This window comes from Mucilaginibacter metallidurans (assembly GCF_003286435.2).
Taxonomy (GTDB): Bacteria; Bacteroidota; Bacteroidia; order Sphingobacteriales; family Sphingobacteriaceae; genus Mucilaginibacter; species Mucilaginibacter gossypii.
The window spans coordinates 1,456,224-1,482,905 of the sequence record NZ_CP043449.1 but is presented as its reverse complement, the minus strand read 5'-3'; the positions used below and the strand labels follow the sequence as shown (position 1 = coordinate 1,482,905).

Genomic DNA, 26,682 nt, shown 5'->3' with positions numbered 1-26,682 from the left:
AATATTATTATTTAGTGTTGATTCCCTGAACCATTTAACTGGTATGCACCAAGATCGGTACCTGGTAAAGTTGCGTCAGATAAGCCATAGATCTTATCAAGTGGCACTGTAATCAACGGTTTAATGGTAGTATTGCCCCTACCTATAAGCGGTGAGCTGGCCAGCAAATGAAAGTTGAAGTTCCCGATTGCGCTGTATTGGTACAATGGGTGACCAACTGTTGGAAGCGGGAAGTTCAGGAACATGGGGTTGTTTTTCTGAACAACATCACTACCGTCATAAATAGAGCCTAAAGTATAATTTGAAGGCAGGTATTTTGCGGATGTTGTGATTGATGGGATATCCGTGCTTTGTGGCTGCGTGATATAACCTGTTGGGTAAAACTGGTTAGCTACGTTTAATGAATCAGCCCATTGATAGTTATTACCGTATGAAAGGTGGGCAACATCGGCAACCGGGCTGCCTACCACACGATAGCCAAACTTACAGTTAATAGCTACGTTATTATAATACATACCCGCTGCACCTTCTTCAAAGTTGATACAACCACCACGACCGCTTTGTACCTGGCGATAACCACCGCTAACGAAGGTGTTATTATACATTACAATATTGGTTTGCGGGGCACCGGTTGCCTGACCTTTGTTTGATGCCTTTTGGCCATTGGTTGCAGTACCGATAAACATGTTATAGGCCATGGTACCTACAGTGCCGCCTTTAACATTTAAACAATCACCTCCGCTAACACCATTTTTTTCGAATGTATTTCTGAAGATGGCTATTTTACCGGCCGAGACCCTAACCGGATCATCCACCCCACCGTACAGCCAGGAGTCTTCCATGATAAAGTTACCCCTATAGTTGGCAAATAGAATACTGTATTGATTCCCGGTACCCGAGCCTGCAATAGTTGACGTAGCTTTACCTTCTGTTAAACCGGCATATTCTACATGTGTCCATCTTAACACCAATAAATTACAGGTAGGTCCGCCAATAATGCCTTTCCATTTGCCTGAATAAGCCGGGTCAGCAGCTGCTGTAAGGCCACCGGGGGCATCGTTTTTCACAATACCAGGAACGGTGATCCAGTTTGGCTGATCTTTTGAACCGTTACTTACTAATGTTCCGAGCGCTATAAGGCTGCTCCCCGCCCCCATGTTTAACCTGACACCAGGCTGCATTAATAAAGTATCTGTTGGATTGATAACCAGGTCGCAGCCATCTTCAACAGTATAAGTTTTGCCGCTAAGCATGGTACCTTTTACCGGGATAACCGTTGAACCACTTGAGCTGCATGAAAGGGGAGCCTTATCACTTACCGGGTTTGCAGCCGGCGGCGTATAGCTGTAAATGTCCATGTGCTCACCTTTCCATTTCTGGCAACCGGAAAACGCGGCTGCCATCAGGATACAAATAACTGGGATTATATATTTTTTCATCGTTGCTTTTATTATAATTTATACCTGAAACCACCAAGGAATAGTGTTTTGTAATAGTCGCTTTGTACAAGCGTTTGACCTGCAATATCCTGTTTGCCTAAAAACTCCTGCTGCTTTGCATCAAGACTACCATGCGGGTATTTCAAATAGATTTTGCTGGCCGCGTTGGTGATATTATTAACCTTGCCATAGAAAGAAAATCTTTTGGCGATAATTTTTTCGAAAGAAAAATCTAACTGGTTGTAGGCATGCTGGTAAAAATCGAGGTTATAGTATGGTGATACCTGTGCCAAACGCTCGCCGGTGTAAACAAAAGTCAGTTGCATATCCAAACCTAACTTCGCGCTTTTGTAAAGTACAGATGCGTTACCCACATGATCTGCCTGACCTTGCAGCGGGCGCGTTTGATTCACATTGGTTTGTTGTAAACCCAGTGTAGGATCATTTGAGTAAAGCAATTTGTTGGTGGTTATCCTTGAGTGGGTATAAGTATAGTTGATTGAAAAGCCTATCACACCAAAGAATTTAGTAGCCAAAGCTTCAAAACCATAGTTGGTAGCATTACCCTCATCGTTTTGTGGTTTAATAACCTGATCACTCGGACCGCCATTGCGCACAACAAAGTACTCAATTGGATTATAGATCTTTTTGTAGAAAGAACCTAACAATAACTGATCGGCACCGCCCGGGAAAAACTCGTAACGTACATCGTAATTATCGGCAGTGATATGTTTTAAATATGGGTTACCTACCTGGTCATAATATTCGCCGGTAACTTTATATGGCACCTGCTCACCAAAACCCGGACGGCTGATTGCCGCAAAATATGAAGCACGGATATTCTGATTATCTGTTAACTGATATCTTAAGTGGATGCTTGGTAATACATCGGTGTATTTGATGTTACCGCTTCTTTGCGTAACAGTTTCGGGCGATTGGGTGTTGTAGGTCAAATCGGTATTTTCAATTCGCACACCGCCTAATACCTGCAGTTTCGGCAACAGATCAAACTTAACCTGTAAATATTCGGCATTGTCATTTTCCGTTACGTGGTAGTTATTTTGCAAATCAGGGTTATTGCTACCGATACCATCGGCCGCCGATTTGAATGCAAAAGGGATTGCGTTAAAATTATTGTTAAATAAGGTTGATTTACCACCGGTTAATGAATAAGTGATATAATCAGCATCCCTCACTTTGTGGCGATATAAACCACCTGCAGAAAACTCAACATCTTTACCGGCGATTTTAGGAGTATAGATCAGGTTAGTATATCCTGAAATATCTTTATCGCGGTTATTTTCCCAATGATGATCTAACTGGGTATTGTTATCAACCTCGGCAGTAACTGCTCCTGAGTTATTGAGGGTTTTATTGGCATCATAAAAAAACTCAGTCCTATCCGGCTGGTGCCTGGTAGCTTCAGAATACACTCCATCCCAGTTTAAACGCCATTCATTGCCAAGCCAGTGGTCGCCATGCAAGGTTGAGTTATAGATATTTTGCTTAGTTAACATACTTCTGTTTGAGATGGTGATCTGCTTGCTTAAGCCGGTTGAGTTTAAGCCCAAACCAAGGGTATCAGAAGTAAAGCGCGATTCAAATTCGCTTTGATGAATATAAAGGTTGTACAACGAGATCTTGTTTTTGTCGTTAATTGCGTAATCTATTTTGTTGTGGATACCTACGCGTTCTGTTTGGGTTGAATAAGTACGGTCATAAGCATCAGAAAACTGCGGCGAGTTTGGCAGCGGGATAGCTGATGGCTGCGCGTTTGGCGTAAGCTGTTTTGAGTTAGAGCCGCGGTATATGTTCTGATAACTTGCAGATACGATAACGCCTAATTTTTTATTCAAAAACCTGTCGCCAATAGTGATACCGGCGGTTGAGCTAAAAGGAGTTGAAATATTTTTATCGCTTGTAAGCGCTTTATTGCTAAAATCGGCATAGGTAGCGGCATAGCTGTTACCATTGATTGCTGCCGGAGATTTGCTATTAGGAGATGCGATGAAACCAACAAATGGCCTGCTTGATGAAAACAGGGTAGAAAAACCACCCGAAACGTTAGCGCTGAAAGTAAACTGGCTTGGCGCACTTTTCATCACCAGGTTCATTACACCGCCAATGGCGTCGCCTTCCATACTTGGGGTAAGCGCTTTGATCACTTCAAGCCTTTCCAGCATTTCTGAAGGGAATATATCCATAGGCACAAAACGGTATTGAGCATCCGGGCTTGGTATTTTAATACCGTTTACCAATGTTGAGTTGTAACGCTGGTCCATACCCCTGATAATGGCATAACGACCTTCGCCACTTGCCGAACGTTGAATGGTTACACCGCTAACACGCTGCAAAGCGTTGGCCACAGTAACGTCAGGCAATAACTTAATTGCATTTGCCGAAAGTACGTTGATAACCATTGGTGCATTTTTTTCAATACTGCGTACGGCGCCATCAGATTCTTTGTTTGTCTGGGCTTTAACCTGTATTTCGGTCATCTGCATATCGGCGTCCTGTAATGCTACGTTGACCGTAATCACCTCATTGGCCGACGTGATATTGCCCTCTCTAACTTTAGAAGGACCATAACCAACATAATTTACCTGTATTTTGTATGGCCCATTCTTTAAATTTTTAAAGCTATAAGCGCCATTAAGGTTAACCGCAACAAATTTGCTAACCCCATCCTGGGTTAAGTGTACTGTTGCTCCGGTAAGGGGTTCGCCGGTTTTAGTATCGGTTACCTTTCCCCTTATGGTTTGGGCATTAGCCGAAACAGAAAATAGCAGGCATATTGAAAATAAAAACAATAGCCTGTTAAGAAAGTAGGTGTATTTCATGAACAACGGGTTTAATTTTCCGCAAAGAAACCCGCTGAAAACTGGAGAAAAATTGAATAAAAGAGCCTAAAACTATTAGATAACCCAAACTTAATAAATGCTTAACACAAAAGGCCGAATTGCATTAATTACCTCCAAATTAAAATGGGCAGCTTCTATAACAATGCTATCGTTTCAGCTTATTCGGCTTTTATTTTAGGTAGGACCAACTCATAACCTGTTGATGCTACTATCCTCAATAACAAGGTTGCTGATTGCCCCCGATTAACACGAAAGCTTAAAAATAAACAATGCTCAATTATACTAACAGGCTGTTTATCAATCAAAAATGCCATTTCCACAAAACTGGTTAACCAATCAAAAACGCAAACGTTTGCGTAAATAATTAACAGCATTGTGGGTGCAATATGTAAATACCATGTTATAATTGGTAATCGGTAAGTATTCTGTTAACCAAATTTTTTTAAGCTACCGGGTTAAACACATTAAACATCGAAAAATATGACGGCATTTAAAACTCTTGGACAATTTATTATTGAACGGCAAAAAGATTTTCCTTATGCAAAAGGCGAGCTTTCGCGGCTACTTCGTGATATTGGGATCGCCGCCAAAATAGTAAACAGGGAAATTAATAAAGCCGGCCTGGTAGATATTTTAGGTGATGCCGGCTCCTCCAATATTCAGGGAGAGTCACAAAAAAAGCTGGACATTTATGCCAATGAGCAGTTTATAGCAGCATTAAGAAGCGGCGGGGAATGCTGTATAGTTGTTTCGGAAGAAAATGATGAATACCTGGTTATAGATTCGGATATTTCAAAAGAAGCAAACTACGTTGTTGCACTTGATCCTTTAGACGGATCATCCAATATCGATGTCAATGTAGGTGTAGGAACCATATTTTCTATTTACAGACGAAAATCAGACACAGGGAAACATTCCACAAACGAAGATGTATTACAGCTTGGTACCGAGCAGGTGGCTGCAGGATATGTCATTTATGGATCTTCAACGATGCTTGTATATACCACAGGCAAGGGTGTTAATGGCTTTACCCTTGATCCTTCAATCGGCGAGTTTTGCCTTTCGCACCCTAACATGACAGTTCCGGCAGCAGGAACAATTTACTCAATAAACGAAGGCAATTACATTCATTTTCCGGATGGGGTAAAAAAATATATTAAATATTGCCAGGTAGAAGATCCGGATACCAACCGACCATATACTTCCAGGTATACCGGATCGATGGTTGCGGATATACACCGGACCTTAATAAAAGGCGGAATTTTTATCTATCCCCCTACTACAGGCGCAAAAAAGGGAAAACTGCGGCTGATTTACGAGTGTAACCCTATGGCTTATATTATTGAGCAAGCCGGTGGTAAAGCATCAGATGGATACAAAAGAATTATGGAAATTGAAGTAAGAGAACTACACCAGCGATCCTCCATATTTATTGGCTCAATGGATATGGTGCTCAAAGCCGAAGAATTTATGTCATCATTTTCTCCAAAATTATTTGTGAAATCATTTGAAGGAGAAGTTAAAATTCAATAAGAATATTGGAAAAAAGCGCGATAGTGACCACGTTATGCACCAGCTTTTTGTAAAGCTGCTTTCACAATTTAATGCTTTAATTGCAAGTTAAAAATACTGGGCAAAACTTGGTTTTAAAGTGACATAAGACAATAATCGACGAAAATTGTTTTTTCTTCTGAACTAAAATTGTCATCCAAATGTCATGAAGTGTGAAGTACTTCACAACTATACATGTCACAAATACACATAACTTTACAGGCTTAAACAACAGAATCGACGTTTTTGAACTATTTAAGCTTTTAGTCTATATCTTTAGGAAAAAATCAACGGTAATTTTTAATATAAGACCGCGTTTCGAGGGCTTAATTAAAAATTATAACATGCAAAAAACAAAATCCTTAAAAAAAATGACTTTTGGCAGTTTGGCACTGAGCGCAATTATCCTCATCGGAAGTTGCTCCAAAAATGCAGACCAACCAGTAACCGTTCCAATTAATGATTTAAACGCCAGCAAAAGCCTGGCAACAACAGCCCCCACCGTCTACACGATGGCCACATCTTCAATCCGGTTAGATGAAGGTTACGCTTACAAATTCAGCCCCGTTCAGGTAAGCGGCGATTCAAACACGCAGCCAACAGCATCAACACTCCAACTTTATGAAAATGGTGTTGCGTTAGGTCCGGCCCATTCTCTTCACAGTGACATCAGGACCCTTGGTAAAGGTCGTTACAGCCACTGGGATACCGGATTGTATTTCTCAACATCCGACAACAGCAGCCCTCTGACAAACGGAAGAAAGTACACTTACACCCTTACCGGTACGACTACCACTACCACAACTGCTCCAACTACAAGTACTTCAACAACAACCGCATCAGGTTCTGTTTTGAGTACAGTATTAACCGGTTACGCTGCTGTTAATGGTACTACTACCGGTGGTAAAGGTGGTACCACGGTAACTGTAAACACACTGGCTGCGTTCAAATCTGCTGTGTCAGGCAATTCGCCCAAGATTGTGTATGTTTCCGGTACAATTAGCGGATCAGGCTTAACGCCTGTGTATGTTGGTTCAAATACCACCATCATCGGTAAAACCGGCGCCGTTTTATCAAGCCTGAACCTTTACCTGTTTACTGTAAGCAATATCATTATCCAAAACGTTACGTTTAGAAATTACGTAACCGAATGCGGTGTTTACGTTAAATTCCAGTCGAATCATGTTTGGATTGACCATTGCGATTTTGCAACAGACCGCAGCCATGGCTGGGATTACTGGGGTAAAGACATCGGTGTTGCCGAGGGTTCTGACTACGTAACCATTTCATGGAACAAGTTCCATGACACCTACCTGTCATTGCTTATTGGTTCGGTAACAAGCGATGCTGTTACAGCCAACACCGGCAAACTACACGTTACATTGCACCACAACTACTGGTACAATGTGTCTGAAAGGGAGCCAACTTTGGTATTCGGTACCATCCACATGTACAATAACTACCACTTAAACAATGATGGTTATTCCATCGGTGCAAGGTACGGTGGTACAGTAAGGACAGATAATGAATATTTCTCAGGCTGCAGGAAGCCACTTACTACTAACTTAGATGGCGACCCTGTAGGTTACTTCAGCGGTATATCAACCAACATTTATTCTAATTGCGGTGCTAACGACATCACCTCATCTTTATCAAGTTGGGTACCGTCTTACGCTTACAGCACGTTGCTTGATGCTGCCGCAAACGTTCCGGCAGTGGTAACAGCAGGTGCCGGCGTTAAAACAGTTAATTAATTAAATTATTCATTCCCATGCTAAGTGAAAGGCCGCTTTATGAATTATCATAAAAGCGGCCTTTCACTTTTTGTTGATCCCGGCTCCGATACAATATTCAATTCTCACGCAGGGTTTCCTGGTTTTTACTGAAGTATTGAACGTTAGCTGCAGGGCTTAATCTTTTTTTCATAAAAGCCACGATAGTATCTGTATACAAATCGGCTCCTCTGCCGTTTAAATGCGCCCTGTCCGAATAGTATTCTGGGTTTTTAAAATATACATCGTTGGTAAAATCGTGAAAAACAACCTTGTTACTGTTACAAATACTTTTCAATTTTAAATAGGAATTCTGTTGGGTATCATCGTTATACCTTGGCGATACGAAAACAAACAATTGAATTTTTTGCCGCTTACATTCATTTATAAACAAATTCAGTGCATTTACATTATCGGCCGATATGCTGTCTGAATATGGCTTAAGCGATGTATGGGTTGAAACCCGGCTAACGTCCATTTTATTATCCAAAGGATTAAATCCCATGACGGTGTTTCCTGATGATAAAAAGTAATGCTGAAATATAGAAACCACCTGGCCATTGTAGCGATATGTTTGAAGATGACTTTTTATTAGCTCCAACCGGTCTTTCTTTTCAATCATATTGCCGATCACATCCGATTGTTTTAAATAAGGCAGTAAAATGGAAAGCCTGTTCTTTTCATCTTCCTTTTCACTTAACACATCGCTCGTTACATCTAATACAACAACCTTAGGAACGTGGTGCTGTAATGCCAGTTCAAATACTGCTGTACTATATAAAAGCCCTTCGCCATCCCGGCCGCCATTAAAACAACTTAGGTGTAAACCATCCTTTATAATCGATGAGTTATAATGATGAGAAGCTCTTGAGCTTCCCAAAACCAACACATCTTCATTTAAATTATACACAACGTGATTAGCGACAGCGTATTCACCGGAAACCTGGTGTGTAAAAAAATAATAAAGGAACATACCGGCTGCCTGATCAACAGCCACAAAAGCCACAATCATCAATAACAACCTGATAAAAAACTTATTGCTGTTTTCTTTCAACTGCTTCATAATTTAAAACTGAAAGTAAATGAATTGTCCGCCGTCAAAAACTCCAAACAACAGGATTATAAAAACCAACCCTAAATAGGAAGCCATACGGATCCCCCAATTTTCATTGTGAAGAAACCGTAATGAATGAAGGTCATATTCCTGCTTTATTTCGTAAAAAAACAAGGCGGCTATAGCCATCAAGTCATACAAAAAATAAGAAGGTTCGCCTACGAAAAAGCCGGGTTTATAAATAAAAACACCTTTTAACAAACCCCAGGCCTGCTCTAATGATACAGCCCTGAAAAAGATCCAGCTTATAGTAACCAAGAATATTGTAAAAGATATATTTAAGAAATTGGCAAATACTCCGCTGCCTAACCCTAATTTACTTGCTGTTGCCGTCCTCCATTTCTGCGTTACCATTCCGCAGATGAGGTAAAACCCGTGTAAAGCGCCCCAAACAATAAATGTCCAATTGGCGCCATGCCACAAACCGCTGATCATAAACACGGCAAATAAATTTAAATACAACCGGCCTTTACTAACCCGGTTGCCTCCTAAGGGGATATACACATAATCTTTAAACCACGTAGAAAGTGAGATATGCCACCTGCTCCAAAACTCGCTTATGCTTTTTGCAAAATAAGGTCGTTTAAAATTTTCCATCAGTTTAAAGCCCATCACCCTGGCGCTGCCTATCGCAATATCCGAGTAGCCTGAAAAGTCGCAATAGATCTGGACTGCAAAAAACAATGAAGCAAGCACAATTGTGGCCGAGCCGTGTTCAGGATAATTGTTGAAAACAGTTTTTACATATATAGATAACCTGTCGGCAACCACAACCTTTTTAAAAAAACCGATGAGCATTCGTTTTAACCCTTCAGAAACATCCAGGGGATTAAAATGATGTTCGGTTTTAAATTGCGGTAACAGATTTTGAGGACGTTCAATAGGGCCGGCAACTAATTGCGGATAAAACATCACATATAGAGCATAAATACCGAAATGCCGTTCGGCCTTTTGATGGCCCCGGTAAACTTCAATAGTATAGCTCATGGCCTGAAAAGTGTGAAATGACAACCCTATCGGAAGCAGGATCTGTAAAAACGGAATTGGGTTAGTGTACCCCATCCAATATAGCAATCCCGATAAATTGGCATTAAAAAAATTAAAATACTTAAATACAGCCAGTACGCCAATGTTTGCCGTAAGGCTCAATATTAACAAGAGCTTCTTCTTCTTAGGGTCATTAACTTTTTCCAGGTAAATGCCCGCGGTATAGTCGATAATTATTGTAAAAAACAAGATGAGGATATAAATGGCTTTAAAGAACATATAAAAATAGCAGCTTGCCATAAGAAGCAACAGCCACCTAAATTTATGGGGCACAAGAAAATATAAAGCCGTTACCACAGGAAAAAACAGCAGAAAAGTTAATGAGTTAAATATCATCGCCAGGTTCTTTTTGGTGAATTAAACCTAACTGAAAATAAAATGATATAAAATAGCGGCGCTGCGATCGTATATCATTCTGTAAAATCACGCAACAAACTTCACAGCCAAAATCTGATGAGAAGGTTGCAAGTTCAGGAATACATGCACGGTAACCCCGAGGTGAATTGATTCTCCAACCATTTGATAAAAAACCTTCAACCGGCTTATCATATAACACAACAACTAAAATGTAAAGCGATTTATATTCTTTTACAGTTTAAACGTGTAAAATGGCGTCAGATTTACAATTTACGGGCAATTGAACTTAGCTCATACTTAATTGATAGTCAATTAAATAATTTTACTCACCAAGTAACAAATAAACTTAATTTATCATTTAAAGACCTAAAACTATGTGCGGAATTGTTGGTTACATCGGATCAAGAGATGCGTGGCCCGTTGTGTTGAACGGCCTCAAACGATTAGAATATCGTGGTTATGATAGCGCCGGTATTGCTATTATAAATAATGTAGGCTTCAGCGTTTATAAAAAAACCGGAAAAGTGGCGTGTCTTGAGGAGCACACAGCCGATAAAGACAAGAGCGGGCATATTGCCATAGGACATACCCGGTGGGCCACACATGGCGCCCCATCTGATGCAAATTCGCATCCGCATAGCTCAAACGATAACCGCCTGCACATTATCCATAACGGGATCATCGAAAATTACCTGATCCTTAAAGAAGAACTTCTTGCCCGTGGGCATACCTTTAAAAGTGAAACAGATACCGAAATCTTGATCCACTTAATTGAGGAAATTCAAAATATCGAACAAACTGATTTACTGGAGGCTGTCCGATTGGCTTTAAATACAGTGATAGGTGCTTACGCTATAGTTATCATGGACCGGGAAAACCCCGATCAGCTGATTGCCGCCCGAAAAGGCAGTCCATTGGTTATTGGTGTTGGCCATGGCGAATATTTTATTGCATCAGACGCCACTCCTATTATCGAGTACACCAAAAACGTAGTGTATTTAAAAGATAACGAAATTGTACAGGTTAAACCCAGTGGGCTTTTAATAAAGAAGCTTGACAATGTTGTTCAAACCCCATTGATCCAGGAGTTGGAATTAAAACTTGAATCGTTAGAAAAAGGCGGCTTTGAGCACTTCATGATGAAGGAAATCTTTGAGCAGCCGCGTTCTGTAAGGGATTGCATGCGTGGCCGCATCTTTCCGCTTGAAGGCAAGGTTGAGTTAGGTGGCATTAAACAATATACCGACAAGCTTAAAAATGCCGAGCGGATAATTATTATTGCCTGCGGCACCTCGTGGCATGCCGGCCTAACAGGCGAATACCTTATTGAAGAATACGGACGCATTAAGGTAGAAGTTGAATATGCTTCCGAATTCAGGTACCGTAATCCCATAATTACTGATAAAGATATTGTAATAGCGGTATCTCAATCGGGGGAAACTGCCGATACATTAGCCGCCATTGAGATAGCTAAAGAACGGGGTGCAACCATCCTGGGAATCTGCAATGTTGTTGGCGCTTCAATTCCGCGCGTGACTGATGCAGGGGTTTACACCCATGCCGGCCCTGAAATAGGCGTTGCCTCGACAAAAGCCTTTACAGCGCAGGTTACTGTTTTAACTTTAATTGCTTTATATATTGCACAGCACAAAGGTACTTTAACACCAGGCAGGCTCACCAATTTATTAACGGAGCTTGATACTATACCCGATAAAATACAAACGCTGCTGCAGGATAATGAATTGATTGAAGACATTGCCTCTAAAATAAAGAATGCCCCTAACTGCCTGTTCTTAGGACGTGGTTTCGGTTTCCCGGTAGCTTTGGAAGGGGCTTTAAAACTGAAGGAGATCTCCTATATCCATGCCGAAGGTTATCCCGCCGCCGAAATGAAGCACGGTCCAATTGCGTTAATTGACGAGCAGATGCCGGTGATCTTCATCGCCACAAAAAACTCATCGTATGAAAAAGTGATCAGCAATATACAGGAGGTTAAAGCCCGGAAAGGAATAGTAATAGCTATTGTTACCCGTGGTGATGTTAAAGTGAAAAACATGGCCGATTACTGCATTGAAATACCCGACGCCGACGAAGCCTTTTTACCACTGCTGGCCACTATCCCGCTACAACTTCTCTCCTATCATATAGCCGTAAAACGGGGCTGCAATGTTGATCAGCCCCGTAACCTGGCTAAATCGGTTACAGTAGAATAATTCGTAATAATTAACCAACAAACTCCATAAAAAAAGCAGGCTCAGGCCTGCTTTTTTTATGTGCTGTTACTACTGGGTGTAACAACTGTTATATGAAAGTGTAGCCCAAAATGCCCAACTCAGATGCTTTTTTCTCATCACTTTACACATGCCTGTATTGCTGCTTTACATGTTCTGTAAAGACTGAGATACAGGTTTACAAAAAAGCGGCAATCAGCTAAAACCGTATACTATCGATGCCCAAATAGATAAATTTGACTAACCAAATAAACCAGTTCAAAATAGTTCCCTAAACTCTCTTAAACTATTGATGATGAAAAAAATTAATATATACTGTTTCATTACAACATTGCTATTGATAACCGGATGTGCCGGAAGTCGGGATCTTGTTTACTTCAGCAACATGGCAAATACGGGTACTGCAAACAACAATACAAACGGAACAGTAGTCATTCATCAGAAAGACATTTTAAATGTAACTGTTACCAGCTTAAACCCCGAATCGAACATGTTGTTCAATGGCAACAAAAATGTGGGCTTAAACAATCAATCAACCCGCGGCGGATATAAAGTAAACGAAAATGGATTTGTGAATTTACCACTTATAGGTGACTATAAAATTGAAGGGCAAACCATTGAGGAAGCACAAAGCGAAATAGGTAAAAAACTATCGGCTTTTGTTAAAAGCCCGGTAGTTGACATCCAGCTGCTAAATTTTAAAATAAGCGTGATAGGCGAGGTTAACAAACCATCAACATTTATAATAACTGATGAAAATGTAAACTTACTTGAAGCATTAGGTATGGCCGGGGATATGACAGTTTATGGACGCAGGGAAAATGTATTGGTGATCCGCACAGAAAACGGACGCAGAACAATGAACCGCCTTAACCTTAATAAAGTTGAATCAATGGATTCGCCTTACTTCAACCTTAAACAAAATGATATTGTTTATGTGGAGCCCGACAAATCAAAGGCAGTTGAGTATAGCCAAAGCACGCGCTTAGCACCAATAGTAGTAGCCTCAATTTCGGCATTGGCCGTATTGGCGGCAGTACTTTTAAGAAGATAAAATACAGTTTTAGAGATACCTAAGAATAGCTGACATGGATAACAATTTTATTTTAAAAGAACCTTTGCCGGGCAACAAGTTCAGGAACAACATTAAGCCTTATTTAAATGGCTGGTATTTATTCCTGATAAGCATGGTTATCTGTTTTGCAGCAGCCTGGACATACCTTAACTATGTTACCCCGCTGTATAAAATAACAAGTACACTGCAAATCCCCGACGATAAAAAAGGCGATGGTATTTTAAAAGCTACTGCTTTCAGTGACCTGAACATGTTTCAGGAAACTAAAACCGTGGATAATGAAATGGAGGTATTGCGATCAAAAGATTTGATTTATAGCGTATTCAAAAAACTTAACCTGGAAACTTCCTATTTTGATGAAAGCGGCTTTAAAGTAAAAGAACTGTATGGTAATGAGCGGCCTTTCACCGTTACTGTAAAGAGAATAGGGAAAACCGGCTATTTGAAAAAACTATATATCCAGCCATATTCACAAAGTAAGTTTTTGTTAAAAGAGGAGACCAAAACATGGATTTACAGCTATAACCAACTGATTAATCACAAGGATTATTCCTTTGAAGTAGAAAAAGGCCCGGCCCTTGCAGATAATGAAACGCCGATACTGATCCAGTTTAAAAACCTTACCGGGCTGGCAGCAGCTTACAGCGCTGGATTATTACAGGTTAACCCTGTAGTTAAAGAATCAAACACCTTAACCTTAAGCCTGGTTGATGCTGTGCCCGAAAGAGGGATTGATATTTTGAACAACATCATATCTACCTATAATGCCGAAAACGTTGTTAAGAAAAATGTTACAGCCGTAAACACCATATTATTCATTGATAAACGATTACATGATTTAGAACGGGACCTGTCATACACCGAAGGTGACATTGAAACTTTCAAGCAAAGGAATGGAGCTGCAGAGATCAATGCAAGCACACAGGTAAATCTGACAAAATCTGCAGAATATAATCAACTGCTTGAAGAATCAAATACTCAGTTGGGTATTGTGAATTCCATTGAAGCATATTTAAAAAACTCGGCTAACCAATATGATGCTGTACCCAGTACCATGGGATTGAAAGATCCGGCGTTAAATACACTGGTTAGCCGTTTCAACGACCTGCAATTGGAAAGGAACCGCATGCTGGGCAGCGCAAACCCTGCCAACCCTCTTATTGAAAACCTGAGCAACCAGATAGCCAGCCTTCGCGTAAATATCATGGAAAACCTCAGTAATATTAAAAAAGGCTTCTCTATCAGCCACAAATTGCTCAGCCAAAATTCTGCCCAGTATGACTCCCGCATCCGCTCTGTCCCGTCGCTTGAACGGGGGCTTTTGCAGCGGAGCCGTGAACAGGGGGTAAAAACTAATTTATACCAGTACCTGTTGCAAAAAAGAGAAGAAACAGCGTTGTCGTTATCAGCTACAATTCCTTCATCGCAATTGATTGATAAACCTGCCGCTAATCCGATAGCTGAATTTCCTAAGCAACAACTCACCTATTTATTCGCTATTATAGCCGGGTTGTTCATACCGGGAATTTTCATCTTCCTGAAAGATAAATTTAGCCTAAAAATCAGGAATCAGTCAAGCCTGTTGAATATAAAGGGAGTAAAGATCCTGGGCGAATTATGCCATAATAATGAAGGTCAAAGCCCGGTAGTAATTTCTAACGGCAGCAATACCAACATTTCAGAACTGTTCAGGTATATCAGAAGCAATATTGGCTTCCTGAACCAGGGAACGCAGCACAAAACGATGCTTGTTACATCGTCTATGAAAGGCGAAGGCAAAACTTTTTTTAGCATCAACCTGGGCTTAACGCTTGCCATGCTCAATAAACGCGTATTAATTATGGAGTTTGATCTGCGTAAGCCCGATTTGCTTAAAAATATCAACATGGAGCAAACCAAAGGCATTACAGATTTTTTAATGGGTGACACCAATTCACCGGCCGAATGCATCCAGGCTTATAATGAATCAGATAACCTTTTTATAATGGGGAGCGGCAGTAAAGCAATTAACCCTGCCGAGCTATTGTCAGATAAACGGCTTGACCTGCTTTTTAACTGGTGCAAAACCGAGTTTGATTATATCGTGCTTGATACATCGCCTGTTGGTGCCGTTGCCGACGCTTTTAGCCTGGCCAAATACGCCGAGTTGAGTATTTATATTGTACGGTATAATTATACCAATACCGAGCAATTAAGTATCCTCAGAGATATTTATGATAATGATAAACTAAATAACCTTATGGTAGTGTTTAACGATGCGAAAAAAGAAAACCGGGAGGCCTATGCCTATGGCGGTTATGGATACGCATCGGCATATGGCAGTTGATAACCATCTTTTTTACAATAGCATAAGGTTAATGCTAATACGTGTTATAAACTTTTAGTTAGACTGTTTATTTGATCGCCGCTATTCCATGTGACTGGATTGGCGGAGCCGTAAGCAACATAAGTTGCAGTTGTTATGAACCAATAACCGGGTAAAACCGGAGAACGATATAAGCCGTTAGCTTGCTTTTTTACTGCCTGACCAGTGTGACTGGATTGGCGAAGCCGCAGAGAGACTGAGACACCTGTTATGTTTTATAGCAAACGGGAAAAACCGGCGAATATTATAAACCATTAGTTCGATTATTTTTTATTAACCGCCTAACCATGTGACTGGATTGGCGAAGCCACAGCCAGCACAGGCTGTGTCCGTAATAAATCAGATAACCAGGTTAGTAATTTTCAATTACTATTTTTTAAAACCATCATCACTTGCACCATGTGAGTGAGTTGGCGAAGCTATAATAAGCCCTTATTAATTCCCCGATCCAACTTTATTCATTTTATGGAAACCCAATTAAGAACACCGCAATTTCGCATGACAAATTATCATGAAAAAAAATGGCTTGTTATTTACACCAAGCCCCGATGGGAAAAAAAGGTGGACAAGCTTTTAAAGCAAAATGGCATTGAATGCTATTGCCCGGTCAGAGATGTAGTAAGCCAATGGTCTGACAGGAAAAAGGAGATCAGTGTCCCTCTGTTTAGCTCCTACGTATTTGTTCATGTCGATGCTTATGAGCAGTCAAGGGCGCTTTACGTAATGGGGGCGTTAGGCTTTGTCTACTATATGGGTAAACCTGCTGTAGTGAGGGACAACGTAATAGACGAGATCAGGACAAATCTTGTACGCTACAAAGACATGGAAATTGTGAGCCTTAACAACCTCAGTGTTGGTGATACAGTTAAAATAAAAGATGGCGCTCTTGTAAATCAAATGGGTAAGGTGCTGCAGATACAGGGCAAAAATGTATTAATGATTTTTGAAACCATCAATTGCGCTTTGGTAACACGTGTTTCAATCCAAAACTTATCAGTTCATAACATCAGCAGAAATCATGAAAATTGAGAATTACCAACCTAAATTAGGCATTATCGGTCTTGGTTATGTAGGTTTGCCCCTGGCCGTTGAATTTGCAAAAAAATACAAGGTTATTGGCTATGATATTAATGTAGACCGCATTAATGAGCTCAAATCGGGCATAGACCACACTTTAGAGATCGACTCCGATCAATTAAATGCGGTAATTACCCCTGTTTGCACAACCGCAACCGGTTTATACGTTACTGATGAAATTGAAAAATTACGGCAATGTTCCATATTCATTGTAACTGTGCCAACCCCTGTTGATAAAAATAACCGGCCGGATCTTTCTCCGTTAATAAATGCCAGCCGGGTTGTAGGCAAAGTGTTAAAAAAGAATGATATTGTGGTTTATGAATCAACCGTATATCCTGGGGTAACAGAAGACGAATGTATGCCCATCTTAGAAAAAGTATCAGGGCTTACTTATAACGTTGATTTTTTTGCAGGCTACTCGCCCGAACGGATCAATCCCGGAGATAAATTACATACCGTTTCAAAAATCCGCAAAATTACATCAGGCTCTACTCCGGAAACAGCCGAAACTGTCGATAAGCTTTACCAATCAATTATTACAGCCGGCACATTTAAAGCGCATTCGATAAAAGTAGCTGAGGCTGCCAAGGTAATTGAAAATGCGCAACGCGATATAAATATTGCATTTGTGAACGAGCTGGCCATGATCTTTAATAAACTGGGTATCGATACCCATAAAGTGTTGGAGGCAGCTGGCACTAAATGGAACTTTCTGAATTTCCGCCCGGGCCTTGTTGGCGGCCACTGTATCGGAGTTGACCCATATTATCTTGCACAAAAGGCCCAGGAAGCAGGTTATCACCCTGAAATTATTTTGGCTGGCCGGCGTATCAACGACTCTATGGGGGCATATGTTGCCGATCAGTTTATTAAACAGATGATTTGTCGCGGTACATCATTAACCGATAGCGAAGTATTGATACTTGGTTTCACCTTTAAAGAAAACTGCCCGGACGTAAGGAATACCCGTGTGATAGACATTGTTAAACGGTTGAAGGAGTATAAAGTAAAAGTGCATATCCATGATCCCTGGGCCAACGCGGCACATGCTAAAAAAGAGTATGGCATCATCTGCGAAAACGGCGAATCAAAAACCCGTACCTATGATGGGGTTTTACTTGCGGTTGCCCATGAGGAGTTTAAAGAAATGAATGTAAAAGCGCTTTGCAAACCTAATGCCGTATTGTATGACCTGAAGGCGTTTTTACCGGAAGAGGTTGTTAACGCCCGGCTTTAAAAATTATGAGCTATAAACAAAGAGCGGTATCTGGCATAGTGTGGGCGCTATGGCAGCAATTAAGTTCAAAAGTGGTAAGCTTTGGCATATCCATATTTCTGGCACGGATTCTGGAGCCATCACAATTCGGTTTGATAGCTATGCTGTATCTTTTTATATCGGTAGGCAATAGTCTTTTGGATGGCGGCCTTACTGCTTCGCTGATCCGCACAACCGATGCCGATCAGCGCGATTATTCAACCGTCTTCTATTTTAATATCATTGGCAGCAGTATCCTTTACCTGATACTTTTTATAACAGCGCCGCTTATCGCTGCTTTTTATCATCAACCGTTGTTAACCTCTGTTGTGCGGGTTTACACCTTAATTTTGATCATAAACGCATTTTTTGGTGTACAAAGCACCTTGCTGGTTAAGGATCTGAAGTTTAAAAAACAAACTAACATTCAAATCCCATCGGCTATTGGCGGCGGAATATTAGGCATCATACTTGCAAAATTAGGATACGGCGTTTGGAGCCTTGTTTGGATGGGTTTATGCACCTCATTTTTATCAACAGCCATACACTGGATCACCTCAAGCTGGCGACCGGCACTCATATTTGATAAGGCTTGTTTTAAAAAACATATTCATTTTGGTTATAAAATGACATTGTCGGGTTTAATTGATACCGTTTATCAAAACATTTACCTGATAATCATAGGTAAGTTCTTTTCGGCAGCCCAGCTTGGCTACTACAGCCGGGCCGATTCGATAAGCCAATTACCGATAAGTAACATTTCAGCTGCTATAAATAAGGTTACCTACCCAATGTTTGCAGAAATATCAGACGACCCGGTACAGTTAAAAAATGTTTATAAACGACTCATGCAACAGGTAGTATTCTGGAATGCACCGGCACTCATCATGCTGTGTATCATTGCCAAACCGCTGTTTCATATTTTATTAACCGATAAATGGTTACCTGCTGTTCCTATTTTCCAGTTGCTGTGTATAGGAGGTATCATGTATCCCCTGCACTCATACAACTTAAATGTGCTGAAAGTGATGGGGCAAAGCGCGCTGTTTTTAAAGTTGGAAGTTATTAAAAAAGTTTTGAGCGTTGTCGGGATCCTGTGTTTTATCCCTTTCGGCATCTATGGCTTGTTATATTTCCAGTTATTTTTTAATGTAATAGCCTATTATATCAACTCTATTTACAGCGGGCGTTTAATTGACTACCCCGTTACCGAGCAAATAAAAGATATTTTGCCTACAGTGGTGTTAGCCGGAGGCATTGGCCTCTGCTGTTATTTCCTCGACAAGTTGGTGATCAATGATTTTTTCATCCCAACTATGCAAATTGGCATATTACTCATAGTATTCATCGCGGTTTATTATAGTGCCAGTTTGTTAATTAAGCTCTCCGCTATTAAAGATTTTAACCAATTAATCCTAAAAAGATGATTCCAGTAACCAAACCATTTCTCCCTGCCGAAAAGGAATTCAGAGCCTATGTTAAAAGTATCTGGGAAAGGCAATGGCTCACCAACAACGGGCCCCTTGTAAACACGCTCGAATTAAAGTTAAAGCAATACCTGGGCGTTAGTCATATGCTGTTTGTAACAAACGGTACAATAGCTTTACAACTGGCCATCAAAGCACTTAACTTAAGCGGAGAAATTATCACAACGCCGTTTTCATTTGTTGCTACTACAAGCACCATAGTATGGCAGGGTTGCGAACCTGTATTTGTGGATATCGATCCTGAGACACTGAATATTGATCCGGCTAAAATAGAAGCTGCCATCACACCCAACACATCGGCTATACTGGCAACACATGTATTCGGTAACCCATGCGATATAACAGCCATACAGGCTATTGCTGATAAACATAACCTTAAGGTGATCTATGACGCCGCACATTGCTTCGGTACTTTTTATAAAAACCGCTCCGTATTTGAATATGGTGATATCAGCGTAACCAGCTTTCACTCAACCAAATTATACCACACTATCGAAGGCGGCGCTGTATTTACCCAGGATCCGGAGTTATTAAAAACCATGGCACTGATGCGCAACTTCGGATATTCAGGTGTTGATACTTTCTCGGAGGAAGGCATCAACGCCAAAAACAGCGAGTTTCACGCAGCAATGGGTTTATGCAACCTGCGCCATGTTGACGAAATACTTAAAAAAAGAAAGTATTTGTATGAGCAATATCTGCAGCGCCTGGAAAACCTGGATGTTCAGTTTCAAAAACTTGAAAACGAACAGGATTACAATTATGCATATTTCCCCGTCGTTTTTCAAACAGAGGCCCTTATGCATCAAAGTAAAGCAAAATTAGAGTTGGCACAGATTTATTGCAGGAGGTATTTTTACCCCTCACTGTCATCATTGCCATACGTAAAAAGCCAACCAATGCCTGTTTGCGATTCGATAGCTTCAAGGGTGGTTTGCCTTCCCTTATACCATACGCTATCGCTGTCAGATCTTGACCTTATTTGCAGGTTACTGCTCCGTGCACAAAACTTCGACAACAACTTTAAGCCGAAACATTTTGGCACACTGGTGACTGATAAAATTGAATCTGAAATAAATGTTAGGGCGGCGAATGTAAATGGAACGGTATGAATGATGATGAAATAATGGTAAGTATTATCTGTATTACTTACAACCATGAAAAATTCATTTCCGAGGCTATCCGAAGCTTTTTGATGCAGAAAACCAATTTTAAGTTTGAGATCATCATTGGCGACGATTGCTCGACAGATAAAACCCAATCAATAATTAAATTTTACTCAGAAACCTATCCCGGCAGGATCAAGCTTATAGCCTCCCCTACCAATTTAGGCACGCATAAAAACTTAATTAATTGTGTTACACAGTGCAGGGGCCGGTACATAGCTCTTTGCGAGGGCGACGACTACTGGATAAATGAATATAAACTGCAAAAGCAGGTTGATTTTTTAGAAAACAATGCCGACTTCGTTATTTGCTGCCATTACCACAAAGTGATAAACGTTAATAACAAAACACTTTACGTACATCCTAACCCAACACCACTGATACATACATATGCCGATTTGCTGGCGGGGAAACAGGAAGAAACAAAAACGGCAACAGTTGTTTATCGCAATATTCCCGAAACCCTTCAGTTATTCACTGCCCCCTGGTTTTTTGAATGTTTTGCCGGAGATAAAATATTTAAGCTATGGGCCACTCAGCATACTGGCGGTAAAATTTACGTAATACCCGAGGTAATGAGCTGTTACCGCAATCATGAGGGCGGCGTATGGAGCATGATCAACGCCAAAGCACGTATGGAAATGGTTATAAGTGATTTCAATTTAATCATCAAAAATTTCAAATACTCCGCGATCGCTAAAAAAAGACTTTTGCTGCTTTATATAAAACGCTATCTGCTTTTTGAATTACAAAACAAGCGGTTTCGTAAAGCGTACGATACGGTAAAATACCTCCTATAACTGCCAGCGCATTTAACATTAACATGAACATACAAGCCGCCCCCTTTTCAAAACCCGTTCTGTTTTTCATTATTCCGTCGCTTAAAGGCGGAGGAGCAGAAAGAGTTATCATTTCGCTTGCTAATTATTTTAATAAAAACAACTTCCAGTCGGTACTTATTTCTTTAAACAATGATGTTCCAGCATATGAAATTGATGACGATGTTAAGGTATTTTACCTAACTGACCGTCAAAAAAGCTCATTCATTTACAGGTTGTATCATATTGCCGAAACTTTTTTTAAACTTATCAAGTTATTGCGGACTCAAAAACCGGTGTACGCTTTATCGTTCATTACATCGGCCAATGTTTGGACTGGCATTACCTGTTGGTTAACCCGGGTGCCTTACATTGTTTCAGAGCGCACTTCGCCCGATAGAAGTGTTATCAGGTTTAACTATTTACGTAAACAACTGGCTTTAAGCTTATATAAAAGAGCCGAAGCAGTTGTAGTAAGTGCTAAAGGAGTTGAGGACTGCCTGCTTAAGGATAAAGACTTTAAAGTACTCACTAATATCGTGCGCATAACAAATGCTGTTACTATTTTCCCATTACCGTCAGAGGAGAAGGTTCACCATCGGAGGTTTATTCTGGGGGTTGGCCGTTTGGCTTATGTAAAAGGCTTTGATATCCTTATTGAAGCCTATGCAAAATCAGGCCTTACCGACGTCGATCTGATAATCGTTGGCGATGGCGAAGAACGCGCTAACCTTGTTTGCCAGATCTTTAATCTCGGGTTAAGAGAACGGGTGTTGCTGCCTGGCAGCAAAAACAACCTCCAGGATTATTATAACCAGGCCGAAATGTTTGTTTTGCCATCGCGCAACGAGGGATACCCCAACGCTTTAGTTGAGGCTATGAGCTTCGGATGCCCTTCCATAGCGGTTGATTGCAATTTTGGACCTTCGGAGATCATCAATAACGGCAAAAATGGAATACTGGTAAAGAGAGGGTCAATAATTGATTTAGCCGATGCAATGCACCGCTTGGCCGGCGACGAAGTTTTAAAAACAACTCTTGGAAATCAGGCCCGCGTAATATCTCAAACCAACCATCCCGATAAGATACTGGGAGAATGGGAAACGTTAATCAAAAAGCACATTGCTGCAACTGCAACAGCGGCACAACTAACAAACAGCCAACCAGCTTTATAAAACTATCAAACTGTTAATATGCTACAGTACTTAATTCGTTTGGATGATTTATGCCCGACAAATAACCTCCAAAAATGGCAACGTTTCTTTACCCTGTTTGACAAGTATGGCATAAAACCCATAATTGCAGTTATACCGGCAAATAAAGACCCAAAGTTAAAAGCCTGCGGTAATTTCAATCCTTACTACTGGCAGTTGGTGCGCGAGCTTCAAAATAAAAATTATGTGATAGGCATGCACGGTTTTGATCATTATTACATAAATCACAACTCCGGCCTACTGAAGATGAATAACCGGTCGGAATTTGCAGGCTTACCATTGCAAACACAAAAAGAAAAAATAAGAAAAGCGGCCGAAATTTTCAAACGTAAAAATATCAACCCCACTGTTTTTATTGCTCCTGCACATACTTTTGACCGTAATACATTGCTTGCTTTACACGAATACACCAACATTAAAATAATAAGTGACGGCCTGCTTAAGTCACCTTATGTAAGATTTGGCTTTAATTGGGTACCTGTTCAACTATCAGAAGTTGAACAAAAAACAAAATACACCTGGACATTCAATTATCATCCCGAAACCTGTTCTGACAAAACATTTGCTGAGCTTGAAATTTTCTTAGAAAAAAACCATCACCTTTTTGTTTCATTGGATGACCTCGATTTTTCAAATTATACCTGGGCAGATGCCCTTGCCGAAAAATATTGCATTTATAAACGATTAGCCCGTGATTACGCTCAAAAAGCAATCGCTTTTTTGGAACGGGTCCCCGCCGGAAACTAACTCTATTAAACCTGATATGAAAATTTCTTTTGCGCCACCTTACATTGACCAGGCTGTTATAAACGAGGTTATGGACACGCTTAACTCTGGCTGGATAACCACAGGGCCCAAAGTAGCCGCACTTGAACAGCAAATGAAGCAGCTTACAGCTTCGGATGCGGCTGTTTGCGTAAACTCCTGGACATCAGGAGCTATCCTGATGCTGAAATGGTTCGGCATAAAGGAAGGCGATGAAGTTATCATACCAGCATACACCTATTGTGCTACCGCTTTAAGTGTACTGCATTGCGGGGCTACGCCGGTAATAGTTGATGTTGATGACGATTGCTGCATCTCCACAGAAGCTGTAATCAAAGCAATAACCCCAAAAACAAAAGCAATTATTGCTGTTGACATAGCCGGCTGGCCATGCAACTACGAAGAATTAAAGGCGATTATCAATAAACCGGAAATTAAAAAACTATTTGTTGCTGAAAGTCCCAAGCAAAAGATTTTAGGCAGGATCCTCTTAATTGCCGATGCAGCGCACTCAATCGGTGCAACCATAAATGAATTACCGGCAGCAAAGTATAGTGACGTATCGATATTTTCTTTTCACGCGGTGAAAAACATCACTACAGCCGAAGGAGGTTGTATCTGCATCAATTTGCCTGCCTGCTTTAATCCGGCCGAGGAACACCGGTATTTAAAACTATATACTCTTAACGGCCAAACCAAAGATGCCTTTACCAAAAGTAATGGCGGCGGCTGGAAATACGACATCCTGTTTATGGGCCTCAAAATCAACATGCCCGACATTTGTGCAGCAATAGGCCTCGGCCAACTCAGAAATTATGAAGCCAGGTTGCTCCCTATGCGCAAGCATGTTGCATCCATATATTGTAACAGGTTCAAATCGATGGACTGGTTTATTGAACCACCACTAAAAAACGAGCAAAGGGAATCATCCTACCACTTGTTTGCCCTGCGCATCAAAGGCATATCAGAGGCACAGCGTGACCATATAATTGAAAGCATTATGGCTGAAGGGATCATGGCCAATGTACATTTTACCCCGCTGCCAATGCTTACTCTTTTTAAAGATCTGGGTTATAAGATCGCTCAGTATCCATCAGCTTATGCCCTTTACGCAAATGAAATCTCATTGCCCATTTATCCTCAACTTACCGGCGAGCAGATTAATTTCATAGTTACTACGGTAATAAACTCAGTAAACTCTGTGCTGGAAGAATGTAAAGAACTTGCAAAAGTTGAATTATAAAATAGAGTTATGATTAAACGGCTTTTTGATATTGGCATATCACTTATAGCACTGATAATGTTGCTGCCATTGTTTATTTTAATTGCCATAGCTATTAAAATAAATTCGAGGGGAAGCGCATTTTATAAACAAACAAGGGTTGGGAAAGATGGAAATGAGTTTGAACTGTTCAAATTCCGCACCATGTACATAAACTCGGACAAGGCCGGATTACTAACCATAGGTAGTAAAGATTACCGGATCACCAGTGTTGGTTACTGGCTCAGGAAATATAAACTTGATGAACTGCCGCAATTACTAAACGTGTTAAAAGGTGACATGAGCTTTGTTGGCCCGCGCCCCGAAGTACGGAAATATGTAAACCTGTATACACCAGCTCAACTAAGGGTATTAAGTGTTAAACCAGGAGTAACAGACTGGGCATCTATCAAATATTTTGATGAAAATGATATCCTGGCCGGCAGCGATGATCCTGAAGATATGTATATCAAGGTAATAGTTCCATCAAAGATCAGCAAGAACCTCGAATACATTGACAACCAGGATCTTTTCATGGATCTGAAGATTATATTTTCTACAATAAAACGAATTTTTCAATAGCACCACTTTATTATGCTGCTTAAAAAGTGCCTCTTTTACGGTTTAATGCTCTTCTATCTGTACACACTTGCTTTTAACATTTTCATGACAGATACTTTGAGGATTCCTGCGCCTGTAATTTTTTGCATGCTGCTATTCTTTGTGCAAAAACCTTTGCTGGATTTCGGCTATACCAAGGAGTTAATAATTTTTTTAATCGGCGTTTTTTTATACCAGGTAGTAGGGATGAGCAATTATATTACCTTTTTTGCCATTCTCCTTACTATAATACCATGTTCGTTATACTTTAATTATTTTGTAGGTGCAAATAAATCGCGCTATTACGCTTCAATATTAATGTTCTTCTTTTTGCTCATGTGCTCTATGATCATTATGGTACTTGATCACAGCATGGCAGGTACCATTGATCCGATCAGGAGCATGCTTTTGGGCGAACCGGTTAAACAAAGCCCTGCAGGGCTGGCAGTAACACAATTTAACTTCGGATACCAGGTTGTGGCCATTACAACGTTTGCCTTCATTGCCTCATGCACCACAGGGCAATATCTTATAGTAAGGGTTTTGGTTTTAGCAGCCTGCGTTGTCTGCATTTACCTTGGCATGAACAGGTCGGCATTTATAAGTTTTGGAGCCGGTGTAACGCTCTTTCTGTTTATTTACTATCGCTATAGAGCCGTTTTCCTGGTTGCAGCTACAGTGATCATATGTTTTGGGTTGTACACTTACGTATTAAAAGATAACACTGATGACAAAAACAACATCCTGTCAAAAAATCAAGCTAAAGAGGCCAATGATTTTAACAGGGCCGACATGGCTGCCGAAAACCTTAAAATATTTGCAGATTATCCTTTCGGGCTTATATTTTATGGCAAAACCTGGAACGACGTAACTTACCGAAACCCCTTGTTTACATTCGGCCTGTCATCGCACAATGCCTACCTGATGTTTATTACCCTGCTCGGCCCGTTTTTGGGGCTGGGGTTGCTATGGGCCATATATTACAAAACTGTCCGACTGTTTTGGCAAACTATAAAAAACGTAAAACATAAAGAGAGTGCAATTTATGTAGCTATATTTTTCACATTCATAGCAATTTCATTAAATGCGCTGTCGCATAACGGGTGGTTGATGAGCGTGGACGGCCCTACTATATTTATTTATTTCGCCGTATTACACTACAACAGGTTGAAAGACCCTGTAAAACAAACCGAACCAGTGCAGGAAGAATTAGCTGTCGCTTAA

Annotated in this window: 19 protein-coding genes; 15 read left to right on the top strand and 4 right to left on the bottom strand. The window is 40.6% G+C overall.

Translation table 11 applies throughout. From position 1 onward, the window contains the following. Window positions 1–11 precede the first annotated feature (11 nt). Both DIU38_RS06610 and DIU38_RS06605 read right to left on the bottom strand, forming a co-directional pair. The gene (locus DIU38_RS06610; protein WP_112654405.1) at window positions 12–1,439 is read right to left on the bottom strand and encodes a hypothetical protein; all 1,428 of its coding nucleotides are present in this window, start codon (window positions 1,437–1,439) and stop codon (window positions 12–14) included. A gap of 11 nt (window positions 1,440–1,450) precedes the next feature. Continuing rightward, window positions 1,451–4,279, bottom strand: a complete 2,829-nt coding sequence (locus tag DIU38_RS06605) for a TonB-dependent receptor (protein WP_112654406.1) — start codon at window positions 4,277–4,279, stop codon at window positions 1,451–1,453. 501 nt (window positions 4,280–4,780) lie between these two features. Between DIU38_RS06605 and fbp the strand changes: the two genes are divergently transcribed. Further along, window positions 4,781–5,833, top strand: coding sequence for a class 1 fructose-bisphosphatase (gene fbp / locus DIU38_RS06600; protein ID WP_112654408.1), 1,053 nt, complete (start codon window positions 4,781–4,783; stop codon window positions 5,831–5,833). Window positions 5,834–6,195: 362 nt separating this feature from the next. Further along, window positions 6,196–7,605 carry a pectate lyase family protein gene (locus DIU38_RS06595; protein WP_112654409.1) on the top strand — a complete coding sequence of 470 codons (1,410 nt, stop codon included), beginning with the start codon at window positions 6,196–6,198 and terminating at the stop codon, window positions 7,603–7,605. A gap of 97 nt (window positions 7,606–7,702) precedes the next feature. On the opposite strand, the gene DIU38_RS06590 is transcribed toward DIU38_RS06595, so the two are convergent. Together DIU38_RS06590 and DIU38_RS06585 are read right to left on the bottom strand one after the other, a co-directional pair. Next, the gene (locus DIU38_RS06590; RefSeq protein ID WP_112654410.1) at window positions 7,703–8,686 is read right to left on the bottom strand and encodes a hypothetical protein; all 984 of its coding nucleotides are present in this window, start codon (window positions 8,684–8,686) and stop codon (window positions 7,703–7,705) included. Between the two features lie 3 nt (window positions 8,687–8,689). Next, on the bottom strand, window positions 8,690–9,973 hold the full coding sequence (locus DIU38_RS06585; RefSeq protein WP_243770796.1) for an MBOAT family O-acyltransferase: 1,284 nt from the start codon (window positions 9,971–9,973) through the stop codon (window positions 8,690–8,692). A gap of 542 nt (window positions 9,974–10,515) precedes the next feature. On the opposite strand from DIU38_RS06585, the gene glmS reads away from it, so the two are divergent. From glmS to DIU38_RS06520, 13 genes are all read left to right on the top strand, one after another. After that, entirely contained in the window at window positions 10,516–12,354 is a 1,839-nt protein-coding gene (gene glmS, locus DIU38_RS06580) for a glutamine--fructose-6-phosphate transaminase (isomerizing) (RefSeq protein ID WP_112654413.1), read from the top strand. Window positions 12,355–12,757: 403 nt separating this feature from the next. Next, window positions 12,758–13,426 carry a polysaccharide biosynthesis/export family protein gene (locus DIU38_RS06575; protein ID WP_243770797.1) on the top strand — a complete coding sequence of 223 codons (669 nt, stop codon included), beginning with the start codon at window positions 12,758–12,760 and terminating at the stop codon, window positions 13,424–13,426. 34 nt (window positions 13,427–13,460) lie between these two features. Next, the gene (locus DIU38_RS06570; protein WP_112654415.1) at window positions 13,461–15,773 is read left to right on the top strand and encodes a GumC family protein; all 2,313 of its coding nucleotides are present in this window, start codon (window positions 13,461–13,463) and stop codon (window positions 15,771–15,773) included. A 504-nt stretch (window positions 15,774–16,277) separates the two neighbouring features. Then, entirely contained in the window at window positions 16,278–16,841 is a 564-nt protein-coding gene (locus tag DIU38_RS06565) for a UpxY family transcription antiterminator (RefSeq protein ID WP_243770798.1), read from the top strand. Further along, complete coding sequence (locus tag DIU38_RS06560; protein ID WP_279574060.1) at window positions 16,831–18,129, top strand: nucleotide sugar dehydrogenase; 1,299 nt, start codon at window positions 16,831–16,833, stop codon at window positions 18,127–18,129. The genes DIU38_RS06565 and DIU38_RS06560 overlap by 11 nt, the downstream gene beginning before the upstream one ends. 5 nt (window positions 18,130–18,134) lie before the next feature. Then, window positions 18,135–19,574, top strand: coding sequence for a lipopolysaccharide biosynthesis protein (locus DIU38_RS06555; protein ID WP_091162539.1), 1,440 nt, complete (start codon window positions 18,135–18,137; stop codon window positions 19,572–19,574). Beyond that, window positions 19,571–20,746 (top strand): DegT/DnrJ/EryC1/StrS family aminotransferase, encoded by a 1,176-nt coding sequence (locus DIU38_RS06550; protein ID WP_090526811.1) that lies wholly within the window; start codon window positions 19,571–19,573, stop codon window positions 20,744–20,746. Before DIU38_RS06555 ends, DIU38_RS06550 begins: the two co-directional genes overlap by 4 nt. Beyond that, entirely contained in the window at window positions 20,743–21,600 is an 858-nt protein-coding gene (locus DIU38_RS06545) for a glycosyltransferase family 2 protein (RefSeq protein ID WP_243770799.1), read from the top strand. The genes DIU38_RS06550 and DIU38_RS06545 overlap by 4 nt, the downstream gene beginning before the upstream one ends. 23 nt (window positions 21,601–21,623) lie before the next feature. Beyond that, window positions 21,624–22,793, top strand: a complete 1,170-nt coding sequence (locus tag DIU38_RS06540; protein WP_112654416.1) for a glycosyltransferase family 4 protein — start codon at window positions 21,624–21,626, stop codon at window positions 22,791–22,793. 18 nt (window positions 22,794–22,811) lie between these two features. Next, the gene (locus DIU38_RS06535; RefSeq protein ID WP_112654417.1) at window positions 22,812–23,579 is read left to right on the top strand and encodes a DUF2334 domain-containing protein; all 768 of its coding nucleotides are present in this window, start codon (window positions 22,812–22,814) and stop codon (window positions 23,577–23,579) included. Window positions 23,580–23,595: 16 nt separating this feature from the next. Then, complete coding sequence (locus DIU38_RS06530; RefSeq protein WP_112654418.1) at window positions 23,596–24,840, top strand: DegT/DnrJ/EryC1/StrS family aminotransferase; 1,245 nt, start codon at window positions 23,596–23,598, stop codon at window positions 24,838–24,840. Window positions 24,841–24,849: 9 nt separating this feature from the next. Then, window positions 24,850–25,440, top strand: coding sequence for a sugar transferase (locus DIU38_RS06525; protein WP_112654419.1), 591 nt, complete (start codon window positions 24,850–24,852; stop codon window positions 25,438–25,440). Between the two features lie 84 nt (window positions 25,441–25,524). After that, the gene (locus tag DIU38_RS06520) at window positions 25,525–26,682 is read left to right on the top strand and encodes an O-antigen ligase family protein (protein ID WP_167516099.1); all 1,158 of its coding nucleotides are present in this window, start codon (window positions 25,525–25,527) and stop codon (window positions 26,680–26,682) included.

Coding starts and splice junctions, on each gene's coding strand:
- DIU38_RS06535 (WP_112654417.1), top strand. CDS start 22,812: ATGCTACAGTACTTAATTCGTTTGGATGATTTATGCCCGACAAATAAC.
- DIU38_RS06595 (WP_112654409.1), top strand. CDS start 6,196: ATGCAAAAAACAAAATCCTTAAAAAAAATGACTTTTGGCAGTTTGGCA.
- DIU38_RS06575 (WP_243770797.1), top strand. CDS start 12,758: ATGGCAAATACGGGTACTGCAAACAACAATACAAACGGAACAGTAGTC.
- DIU38_RS06555 (WP_091162539.1), top strand. CDS start 18,135: ATGAGCTATAAACAAAGAGCGGTATCTGGCATAGTGTGGGCGCTATGG.
- DIU38_RS06550 (WP_090526811.1), top strand. CDS start 19,571: ATGATTCCAGTAACCAAACCATTTCTCCCTGCCGAAAAGGAATTCAGA.
- fbp (WP_112654408.1), top strand. CDS start 4,781: ATGACGGCATTTAAAACTCTTGGACAATTTATTATTGAACGGCAAAAA.
- DIU38_RS06525 (WP_112654419.1), top strand. CDS start 24,850: ATGATTAAACGGCTTTTTGATATTGGCATATCACTTATAGCACTGATA.
- DIU38_RS06590 (WP_112654410.1), bottom strand. CDS start 8,686: ATGAAGCAGTTGAAAGAAAACAGCAATAAGTTTTTTATCAGGTTGTTA.
- DIU38_RS06610 (WP_112654405.1), bottom strand. CDS start 1,439: ATGAAAAAATATATAATCCCAGTTATTTGTATCCTGATGGCAGCCGCG.
- DIU38_RS06530 (WP_112654418.1), top strand. CDS start 23,596: ATGAAAATTTCTTTTGCGCCACCTTACATTGACCAGGCTGTTATAAAC.
- DIU38_RS06560 (WP_279574060.1), top strand. CDS start 16,831: ATGAAAATTGAGAATTACCAACCTAAATTAGGCATTATCGGTCTTGGT.
- DIU38_RS06605 (WP_112654406.1), bottom strand. CDS start 4,279: ATGAAATACACCTACTTTCTTAACAGGCTATTGTTTTTATTTTCAATA.
- DIU38_RS06570 (WP_112654415.1), top strand. CDS start 13,461: ATGGATAACAATTTTATTTTAAAAGAACCTTTGCCGGGCAACAAGTTC.
- glmS (WP_112654413.1), top strand. CDS start 10,516: ATGTGCGGAATTGTTGGTTACATCGGATCAAGAGATGCGTGGCCCGTT.
- DIU38_RS06565 (WP_243770798.1), top strand. CDS start 16,278: ATGGAAACCCAATTAAGAACACCGCAATTTCGCATGACAAATTATCAT.
- DIU38_RS06520 (WP_167516099.1), top strand. CDS start 25,525: ATGACAGATACTTTGAGGATTCCTGCGCCTGTAATTTTTTGCATGCTG.
- DIU38_RS06540 (WP_112654416.1), top strand. CDS start 21,624: ATGAACATACAAGCCGCCCCCTTTTCAAAACCCGTTCTGTTTTTCATT.
- DIU38_RS06545 (WP_243770799.1), top strand. CDS start 20,743: ATGAATGATGATGAAATAATGGTAAGTATTATCTGTATTACTTACAAC.